General features: G+C 50.4%; 9 protein-coding genes and 1 pseudogene. 6 read left to right on the top strand and 4 right to left on the bottom strand.

Features of this window, described 5'->3' with window-relative positions; all coding sequences use genetic code 11:
- Positions 1–436 (bottom strand): energy-coupling factor ABC transporter ATP-binding protein (locus L691_RS0118810; RefSeq protein ID WP_025691940.1); only part of this gene is annotated, 436 nt, incomplete at its 3' end.
- Between the two features lie 157 nt (positions 437–593).
- On the opposite strand from L691_RS0118810, the gene L691_RS0118805 reads away from it, so the two are divergent.
- Positions 594–1,196, top strand: a complete 603-nt coding sequence (locus L691_RS0118805) for a biotin transporter BioY (protein WP_025691939.1) — start codon at positions 594–596, stop codon at positions 1,194–1,196.
- A gap of 369 nt (positions 1,197–1,565) precedes the next feature.
- Here L691_RS0118805 and L691_RS0118800 read toward each other — a convergent pair whose 3' ends face one another.
- On the bottom strand, positions 1,566–2,306 hold the full coding sequence (locus tag L691_RS0118800) for a 2-phosphosulfolactate phosphatase (RefSeq protein ID WP_025691938.1): 741 nt from the start codon (positions 2,304–2,306) through the stop codon (positions 1,566–1,568).
- A gap of 205 nt (positions 2,307–2,511) precedes the next feature.
- Here L691_RS0118800 and L691_RS0118795 point away from each other — a divergent pair, with 205 nt between their 5' ends.
- The 3 genes from L691_RS0118795 (at position 2,512) to L691_RS29400 (ending at position 5,679) form a co-directional block, all read left to right on the top strand.
- The gene (locus L691_RS0118795; protein ID WP_025691937.1) at positions 2,512–3,822 is read left to right on the top strand and encodes an MFS transporter; all 1,311 of its coding nucleotides are present in this window, start codon (positions 2,512–2,514) and stop codon (positions 3,820–3,822) included.
- A gap of 111 nt (positions 3,823–3,933) precedes the next feature.
- A complete protein-coding gene (gene comA / locus L691_RS0118790; RefSeq protein WP_025691936.1) occupies positions 3,934–4,800 on the top strand; it encodes a phosphosulfolactate synthase in 867 nt (288 codons plus the stop codon).
- A 252-nt stretch (positions 4,801–5,052) separates the two neighbouring features.
- Positions 5,053–5,679, top strand: a complete 627-nt coding sequence (locus L691_RS29400) for a YitT family protein (RefSeq protein ID WP_084654267.1) — start codon at positions 5,053–5,055, stop codon at positions 5,677–5,679.
- A gap of 76 nt (positions 5,680–5,755) precedes the next feature.
- Here L691_RS29400 and L691_RS0118780 read toward each other — a convergent pair whose 3' ends face one another.
- Both L691_RS0118780 and L691_RS0118775 read right to left on the bottom strand, forming a co-directional pair.
- Positions 5,756–7,291: an alpha-amylase gene (locus tag L691_RS0118780; RefSeq protein ID WP_025691935.1), complete on the bottom strand. Its 1,536-nt coding sequence runs from the start codon at positions 7,289–7,291 to the stop codon at positions 5,756–5,758.
- A gap of 55 nt (positions 7,292–7,346) precedes the next feature.
- Positions 7,347–8,204 (bottom strand): DUF72 domain-containing protein, encoded by an 858-nt coding sequence (locus tag L691_RS0118775; RefSeq protein ID WP_025691934.1) that lies wholly within the window; start codon positions 8,202–8,204, stop codon positions 7,347–7,349.
- 343 nt (positions 8,205–8,547) lie between these two features.
- Between L691_RS0118775 and L691_RS0118770 the strand changes: the two genes are divergently transcribed.
- Both L691_RS0118770 and L691_RS29395 read left to right on the top strand, forming a co-directional pair.
- A complete protein-coding gene (locus tag L691_RS0118770) occupies positions 8,548–9,330 on the top strand; it encodes an ABC transporter ATP-binding protein (RefSeq protein WP_025691933.1) in 783 nt (260 codons plus the stop codon).
- 3 nt (positions 9,331–9,333) lie between these two features.
- Positions 9,334–9,535 (top strand): annotated as a pseudogene (locus L691_RS29395) (ABC transporter permease); the annotation flags it as partial.

The raw sequence follows: 9,535 nt of genomic DNA, 5'->3' as shown, positions 1-9,535 counted from the left end.
CCCGCCCCCCCCCCGACAGTTCCGATACGGGAACGGCGGCTTTATGCCCGAGGCCTGTCCGCCGCAGCGCGTGCAGCGTCCGCGCCTTCATCTCTTCCCGGGGAATTCCCCGGTTCTCCAGGCCGAAGGCTACGTCTTCCTCCGGCGTCGAGCCGATAGTCTGGGCTTCCGGGCTCTGGAAGACGAGCTGGACGCTTTGCTTGACGGCGCTGCGGTTTGCGGCAGACCGCAAATCCAGCCCGGCCGCCGTCAGACTGCCGCCGGATGGGACAAGCAGGCCGTTGAAGGTCCGGACAAGGCTGGATTTGCCGCTGCCGTTAGCGCCCGTCAGCGCGACCCATTCCCCTTTTTTGATATGTATATGAATATCCTGAAGCACCGTCAGGCTCTGCTGGCCGTCCCGCAGCGACAGGGTCAAATGATTGGCATGAATCATATTTACGCTCGCTTTCGAAGAGAGTGTCTCACACTTGCGTTATCGATTATAACAAATTAACGGATTAACGGATTGACGGATTGATGGATTGACGGATTGATGGATTTGACGTGAGATGTTATATTAATTTAAAAAAATGGAGAGGAATAATCAACTCATGAACAGTTGGTCCTTGCGCGGACTTATTTTCAGCGCGCTCTTTGCAGGTGTGATGATCGCGTTAAGCTCGATGAAAGTATCGCTTCCGTTCTCAACGGTGCCGATTACCCTGCAGACGCTGGCTGTCATGCTGGCCGGTTCCGTGCTGGGTGCCAGATATGGAACGCTCGCTGTCCTGATCGTCATCGGCCTTTGCGCCGCCGGGTTTCCCGTTATGGCAGGACGTGGGGGAATATCCGTCCTGGTCGGGCCGACCGCCGGTTACATCTTCGCCTGGCCGTTTGCGGCTTTCCTGATCGGATGGTCCGCAGAGCGGATGTCGCAAGGCAAATTCACCTTCGGCAAGCTGCTCGGGGTGAACTTCCTGTTCGGTTCCCTGCTTGTCTATCCGACCGGTGTAGCCTGGCTGGCTCACTCCATTCCCAGCTTGGACACGCTGTCCAAGGCGCTGACTGCGGGCATGCTGCCGTTCCTGCCGGGAGACTTCCTCAAGGCCGCTTTATGCGCTTCGGTCGTCACCGCCGTATGGAGAGTCTATCCGATCGAGCGGATTGTCGGCAGAAGAAGCCCGGAATGGGTCGGCGAGAACGCGCACGAATAGAAGGCTTGGCCTAAAGTGTCGGCTGGAGCATAAGGACACCAGCTGAGATTGAGATTTTTGGCGTCAACCAAGGGATTTCCGTCAGCATTCATGCGGCGGCCTTGTGGACAGACTCGCCGGACATTGCCTTGTTTAAGAATAGTCGATCAACAATTGCCCCGCCGTCCGCATGCATCTTTCGCGGACATCGGGGCTTTCCGTTGTTCAATGCCTTGCGATGATTCGGTGCTTCTGTATTGACAACTGAACTCATAACGCAGTAATTTAACAATGTTCAATTATTTAACGTAGTTGAACGCGGTCTTTTCTTCAGGAACATGGATATGCCTGGATGGTTATTAATCACGTTAGTGATTCTCACAATTCTTGTTACTTACTTATGCTGCCCTTTAGATTTATCAGATCAGTGATGAAAGACCCCACCTGGAACCTTTCAATCAACGGATTATTGTCATTATAGTTTACTTTCATTACAAAATCGGAAGGCATCTCCATAATGCAAAACGAAATATCCTCCTTTAAAAATTCCGGTTTCTCATTATCGTAAAATTTCTTGGCTGCTTCTGACTTTCGAATCCGTTCAATGGTTTGATCCGCCGATATACGGTTAGTGTTTTGGAGAATCTCCGATATATATTGAGCGCATGCCAGATCATCATCCCCTGACGGATGCGAAGCAATTAAATTAATAGTCATGTTGTCTTCTTTTAATAAGTTCCTCTTTATAAACTCTGCTGTTGTTCTTGCATTTGTGAAACCGGTAACAAACAGGTGTTCGGTTTTCAATGCATTTAAGGTTGCTGTAACTCCATTTGTTGTCTTCTGGATCAGAAATTTCCCCCGAAGATCTAAGTCATGCAAACGTACAGGCGAATTATCCAATTCAAACCCCGGAATCGGTAGACCCTCTATCTCTCCCGCTAATAAAAAGTCAGGATAAAACTTTTTTAGACGTAAGGCGTCGTCTAGAGTACCTGCCAGAATTATACCCTGAACCCCATTAATAAAAGCATAGTGCGCTACGGTAAAAGCCCTTATAACATCAATTACAACATTGATTTGTGAAGCTTCCAGTGTATGATTGTGCCCTTGAATAATCTGTATCGGCATGTAGTATCCCCTTTCACCCAGCATAATTGGGTTATTTTAGTAACAGTATATTTGCCTAAATAAAAGGAGTGTTCATTTTTAAATCCTCTAAGGATTCGGTCACAATTATGGAATATATAATCAGGATGTGGTGATAATTAGGAAGCATGGACACATAAAGCAAATTGCCTATTTTAAACGAATTTCAAGTCCGAGGAGCGATATCATGGAAAAGACCAAAAAACGAAAACTGAATATCAGCTTCAATAGCGATATCGACCTGCCGACCGGCTCCGCGGAGACAAAAGACAGCGAATCTGCCGAAAAATCAAAATCTTCTAGCAGCTCAAAGGGTCAAGTACGGGAATTTATCGCACTAGCGACGATCCCGATCGTGCTCGTTTTCGGCAACTCCATGCTGGTCCCGGTGCTTCCTGAAATGCAAAGGGAACTTGGTATAAGCAAATTCCAAAGCAGCTTGATTATCTCGATTTTCTCCTTGGCAGCAGGCTTGTTTATTCCGGTTATCGGTTATTTGTCGGATCGATTTGGACGCAAAATTATTATTATACCGGCCTTGATTATATATGGAGGTGCCGGTATCCTGGCAGGATTCGGCGCCATTTGGGACTCTTTTGGGGTGATTATCTCCGCGAGGGCGATTCAGGGGCTTGCGGCCGCCGGAACAGCACCGATTGCCATGGCGCTCGTCGGCGATTTATACGATGGCGGGACAGAAAGCAAGGCGCTGGGCCTAATCGAAGCCTCCAATGGCGCAGGCAAGGTACTCAGCCCGATTATCGGCTCCCTGCTTATGCTGATCGTATGGTATGCTTCCTTTTTCGCGTTTCCCGTGTTCTGCGCTTTATCGTTGTTGGCCGTCATTTTTATGATCAAAGAATCGAAACATAATTCAAGGCAAGAACTAAAGAAATATCTTGGAAAAATCAAGGGAATCTTCAAAGAAAAAGGCCGCTGGCTCATCACTGCTTTTTTTGCCGGTTCTCTGGGGCTATTCATCTTGTTTGGCGTGCTATTTTATTTATCCAACATTCTTGAAGACAAGCCTTACCATGTCGACGGGGTCGTGAAGGGCCTGATTTTGGCTATTCCACTGCTGGGGATGGTTATCACTTCCTATACGACCGGGAGCTTGATCAAGAAAAATGGCCTGCTGATGCGTTGGCTGATGAATATCGGGTTGATTGCCATGACCGTTTCTCTGGCGGCTACCCTCTTCTTTTTTAAGAACATTTACGTATTTATCGGATTGCTGACAGTCAGCTGCATCGGAACCGGAATGCTTCTTCCCTGCTTAAATACAATCATCACCGGCGCTGTTGAGAAAAGTGAGCGCGGAATGATTACGTCCCTTTATAATGGCTTGCGATTTTTGGGGGTTGCAGCGGGTCCTCCCTTATTCGGGTTGATGATGGATAAATCGGATCATCTTGTGTTTATCACGGTGTCTTCTCTATCTTTGGTTACTTTAGGTTTGGTGTTCTTTTTGATTAAGCCTCCCCGTCAGATCGGATGACCGGAAAAATCCCCAGTGGTAAAATATGGGCACCTGTCACTGGGAATGCGCATATGATACCAATGTCATTGGATAAACGACTAAATCAAAAAGAATTGAGGAGATCCTAAAATGAACAGTTCCCTGCGAACAGTTTGGCCCATGGAGATATGTGATCCGAGCGGGCTGCGCGAAAATCCCGAACGCGGTAAAAAAGACTGCGACACCCTCGGGGTCATGGAACGCGGGATGACAATGGTCATTGATAAAGGCCTTGGCAGAAACGTGTTTTCGGATATGATCGAAACAGCCTCGGATTACATCGATTGCGTCAAATTCGGGTTTGGAACGGCTCCACTTTATAAAACGGAAATACTGCTATATAAGATCAATCTAGCCAAAAAACATGGAATCACGGTCATGCCCGGCGGGACCTTGCTTGAGACGGCCGTGCAACAAGATGTCATCCCCGCATTTTTTAATACCGTATGCCGTCTTGGATTTAATGCGATAGAAGTATCCGACGGCACGATCGAGATGTCCCGAAAAAAACGAACGGAACTGATCCGGGAAGGTAAACAACACGGACTTCGGGTCTTTACGGAGTATGGCAAAAAACAGTCCGGTTCCCTCATCGACGCCGAAATGCTCGCGTATACGATGGAATCGGATTTGGACGCAGGCGCCGAGTTTATAACGGTTGAAGCTCGCGAGTCAGGACTAGGTATCGGTATTTTCGACAAGCATGGCGAGTGCCAGGAAGAAATGATAAATAACATCATCGAAATCGTGTCGGATGCAAAAAAGCTGATATGGGAGGCACCCCTTAAGCAGCAGCAAGCGATGCTTCTGCGCAAATTTGGATCTAACGTGCATTTGGGAAATATCCAGCCCACCGAAGTTTTTTCCCTTGAAACGATGCGCCGGGGACTTCGTCAAGATACGTTTGAATTTGGGGTGAGGGAGAAACATACTGATGAATATTGTTACGTGATTTAAAATCACTTACACCAAACCAACAAGAGAATGGTAAACACTAAAGGGCTGTCTAGGGATATTTCCAGAGTCAGCCTATACATATTACGTTAACAAGATGTTTCCGGCTCTTCGTATGCCGGCATTCTGACAAGGCTGTACTCCAGAATGCCGGCATTATCTTTTTAACGATATCCCGGTATCCCCTTCGGGTAACAAGCATACACTAAAAAGCAGGACTGGCTTATTACCCTAATCTACGAAGGATGATTCCGCGTGAACTTACAGATCATACCCGGCCAAAAGAAACCTTTTTTCTTTCGCCATATTTCTCAGAAACTCTTCTTCATTACCGCCGGCTCTATCATTCAAGCTTTTGCCATGGCTGTATTCTTGTTTCCTCACGCCATTCCCTCTGGGGGAGGAGCGGGGATCGCGGTTGTTCTGAACCATGCGTTCGGGATTCCAATGAGCCTCGGGCTGTGGTCAGCAAATATAATTTTCCTCGTCATTACGGTCTCTTACCTTGGCAGTGTCAGTGCCTTCGGGACCATATTTGTTATAACGGTAACTTCCGTATCCGTTAATTTCTTCGAGGTGTTCATAGAACCCCCGTTCGGTAACGTATGGATTGATCTTCTATTTGGCTCGGTTATTCTCGGAACTGGCGTCGCCATCCTCATCAGGCAGAGGGTATCCAATGGAGGAATCGGATATATTGCCTTGGCGATTTACAAATATAAGAGAATCAACCCCGGCACCTCGTTGTTCTGGATGAATGGAATCATATTCACCTTCGCCGCCTATGTGATCGATTGGAAAATTATTATCCTTGCCGTTATGTGCCAATGGTTGTCGACCCGGATGATTAAGTGGATTCACCAGTTTCCTGCACCTAAGTAGGTCTATGAACCCGTTTGGCGTAAAAAGTGATTCTTCGATAGGAGACTCCGCACCGCCCGCTACTGCTTTTTTTCGCTTAATTCTCCCCGGCTGCCGCTTCTTCCTCCGTATCCGTCTCAAGGGTATGTTCTAAGGCGCTTTCGTCCTCGTCCGGCTGCTCCACCGGCAGCGCCCATACGGACACACTGCCGCCATTTACCGGAAAGACGGCCCATCCGTCCCTCCCGATCACTACCGTGTCGTCCCGGTTCAGCGTCAGGTCGGTCCAGGACTCCCCGGCGCGCTTCGTTCCGACGAACATGCGCTTCTCGCCGTCGTCTCCGCCCGATACGACGACCGCGCAGCCCGAGCCTGGAATCTCATCCACACCCCGGCGTACCCACCCGATGGTATTCGGATGGTCGAAGTAATCGTTCTGCTCCCCGTAGGCTTTGTGGTAGCGGGCGGACAGCAGCCGGTCGATCGCTTCATGCTTGCCGTCAATTGGCGACGGACCGCCGATGCCGTAATAGTCGCCGTAGAATACGACCGGATAGCCATCCAGCCTGAGCAGAATCAGCGCATACGCGCTTGGCTTGAACCAGTCGCCGACCCAGGACTCCAGCGATTCATGGGGCTGGGAATCATGGTTGTCGACAAAAGTGACGGCGTTGGTGGGATGCGTCTGCACCAGCGTGTCATGAAAAATAGTCGTCAGGTCAAAGTTCCTGCCGCCCAGCGAAGCAGCCTGGAATTTGTAGTGGAGCGCCACATCGAACAGGTCGATCTGATAATCGACCGTATCCAGAAACTGGCGGCAGGCCTCCACATCCGGGTTCCAGAATTCGCCGACAATATAGAAGTCCTCTCCGCGCTTGCGGGTCATTTCCGCCGCAAATTCCCTGATGAAATCATAGTTGATATGCTTGATCGCATCCAGACGGTAACCGCCGCACTGAAGCGTATCGACGAGCCATTTTCCCCATTCCAGCATTTCGGAGCGGACGACAGGGTGGCAGTAATCAATATTGGCGAACATCAGGTAATCGTAATTTCCGAACTCATCATCCACATTGCGGTTCCAATCCTTGTTCTCGCCGATAATCTTGAAGATGCCGGTCCGTCCTTTCCTTGCATCATAGTCCGTACCATTAAAATGCTCGAAATTCCACTTGAACGAGGAATACTCGTCGCCGCGTCCCGGGAACGTGAACTTCGTCCAGCCTTCGATTTCGAACGGCCCCGATATGACCTTCAGGCGGTTGGCCGGATCAACCTCAACGACCTTGAACGCCTCCGTTTCATCCGCGCCGGCCTTGTGGTTCATGACCACATCCACATAGACCGCAATGCCATGCCGCATACATTCCGCAATCGCGTCGATCAGCTCCTGCTTCGTGCCGTACTTCGTCCGGACGGTGCCTTTTTGATCAAATTCCCCAAGGTCGTACAGATCGTATATTCCGTATCCGGTGTCCTCGGCGGATTGGCCCTTCGTCACCGGAGGAATCCAGACGGAGTCGATTCCCGCCGCTTTCAGCTCCGGCGCCAGCCTTGCCAGTCGCTTCCAGTGCTGGCCGTCGGCAGCCACATGCCATTCAAAAAACTGCATCATCGTATGATTGCGTTTCATCATGATCGGCCTCCTGAATGTTTGATCCGGCATAGACGTAGTTAATATATGCAAATCATGACGGATGGTCAAATAGGTCAAGCTGCAGCGGCGCCAGTCCGCTGTCATCTCCGCCAAGCAGAGCCAGAAGCTCTTTGGCGTTAGGCGTGGCATCGCCCGCCGAATTGTTGTTGAAGACGACATACACGTTCTTCGAGTCCTTCTCTAATTCTTTCAGCCGGCCCAGCCATTCGGTCAGCTCTTCCGTGCTGTAGCGGTACAAATAGCGCAGCTTGCGCCATTCGGGATGGCTGCTTTGATGCCAGCCTTTGGCGTTTCGCCCATGCATCCGCACATAGGTCGCTTCCGGCGAAGTTGCTACGGACACGATCGGAATGGAGCCGATTCCGGCCTGAGGCTCGTCGACCACCGTGTGAATCCAGCCTTCTTTTTTCATAAAAGCCAGCGTCCGTTCCCGGTATTCCGGGCTGTACCAGGTGGAGTTGCGGAATTCGAGCGCACAGGGCACATCCAGCATCCTTTCTTTCGTCTCCCGCAGCACATCCACGTTTTCTTTCGTGCAATTAAACCATGGCGGGAACTGGAAGAGGGTCATCGTCAGTTTGCCCGCCTCTATAACGGGTTTAATGGAGGTATGAAACGCCTGAAACATGTCTTCGGCGGTATCGAAGTAATTCTTTTTGCCCCGCAGATGCCCGGTCATGCCCTGATAGGCTTTGACAATAAAACCGAAATCATCGGGGGTCTGGCTTACCCAGTTGACGTAATTTTTAACTGGCTGCACGGCGTAGAAGGAGCTGTCGATCTCCACGATGGAAAAATGCGCGCTGTATGCGGACAAACGGTCTGCGGGCTTAATCTTTCCATATAGTTCATCATGGTCGCCAAATCCCGTCAAACCGACCTTGATCACAGGCGATCTCCTCCTATTCTTGACATTAATGAAAGCGGATAGTACCCGGATACCTTCTATATAAACTGAAAACTGCGGGTGAAAAACAAAAAAAGGGGCTAAAGCCCGGCTGCGGGCTGGGTCAGCCTCGAAAAAGTGAAATTGTGTCACTCAAACTGACGTGCTGGACAAAATGACGGAAATTCCCTAAAGCTATTTTACTTTTTGTCTAGTGTGAGGGGCAAGAGCACAGTGTAACATGTTAGTTAAAGCTACATGGACGATGTAATTTTTCCGTAAATATTAATATAGTGTTAACTTACATGCCATTTATACAAATAATTCGGGGATGGGGGGAATATCGATGTCACTTATTGCGGCAAAGGTTCCTGAAATTGAATTGGAAAATGTGGAGATGCGCTATCAGACAGATACGGCGGAAGTTCTGGCGCTGCATCAGGTGAGCCTGGATATCGCCAAGGGAGAATTCGTCTCGCTGCTTGGCCCGTCCGGCTGCGGCAAGACGACGCTGCTTCGGCTAATGGCCGATTTGATCGAGCCGACGGGAGGTAAGGTGACGGTAGCCGGCAAGAGCGCCAAGGAGGCGCGGCTAGCCCAGAAATACGGCATCGTCTTTCAAAGCCCCGTGCTGTACGACTGGCGCAAGGTGAAGGACAATATCACGCTGCCGCTGGAGCTGATGGGCGTCAAGAAAGCCCGCCGCGACGAGAAGGCGCTGGAGCTGCTGGAGCTTGTCGGCCTGAAGGGCTTCGCCGACAAATACCCTTGGCAGCTAAGCGGAGGGATGCAGCAGCGGGTGGCCATTGCCCGGGCGCTGTCGATGGAACCGGAAATCCTGCTGATGGATGAGCCGTTCTCAGCCCTCGATGAATTCACACGCGAGCGTCTGAACGAAGAGCTGTTATCGGTATGGAGCAAGGTGGGAAATACGGTTGTATTCGTTACTCATAGCATTCCCGAATCGATCTTCCTGTCTGACCGGGTCTTCGTGCTGTCCCCGCATCCGGGGCGCCTGTCGGCGGTGGTTGATATTCCTCTGCCGCGTCCACGGACGGCTGAGATGAGAAACAGTCCGGAATTTTTTGATCTGATCGCAGGCATTCGCGACAGCTTCGAGGGAGTGTAATTTATGAAAGGAAACAGCATGCTGGCCAAAGGGCGGTTCCTGCCTCTGCTTGTCTGGGTGGCAGGGCTGCTGATTGTCTGGGAGGCTCTATCATGGGTGCTTCTGAATGTCGTGCATACGCCGCTGGCCCAATCGAAGCTGCCCTATGTGCATGAACTAGTTGCGACGCTCTTTCAGTACGCAGGCTCACTGCTGAAAGAGGGGG

It is taken from the genome of Paenibacillus zanthoxyli JH29 (assembly GCF_000520715.1).
GTDB classification, from domain to species: domain Bacteria; phylum Bacillota; class Bacilli; order Paenibacillales; family Paenibacillaceae; genus Paenibacillus_AQ; species Paenibacillus_AQ zanthoxyli.
The sequence above is the reverse complement of the archived record's forward strand: the minus strand, read 5'-3'. Positions and strand labels throughout refer to the sequence as shown.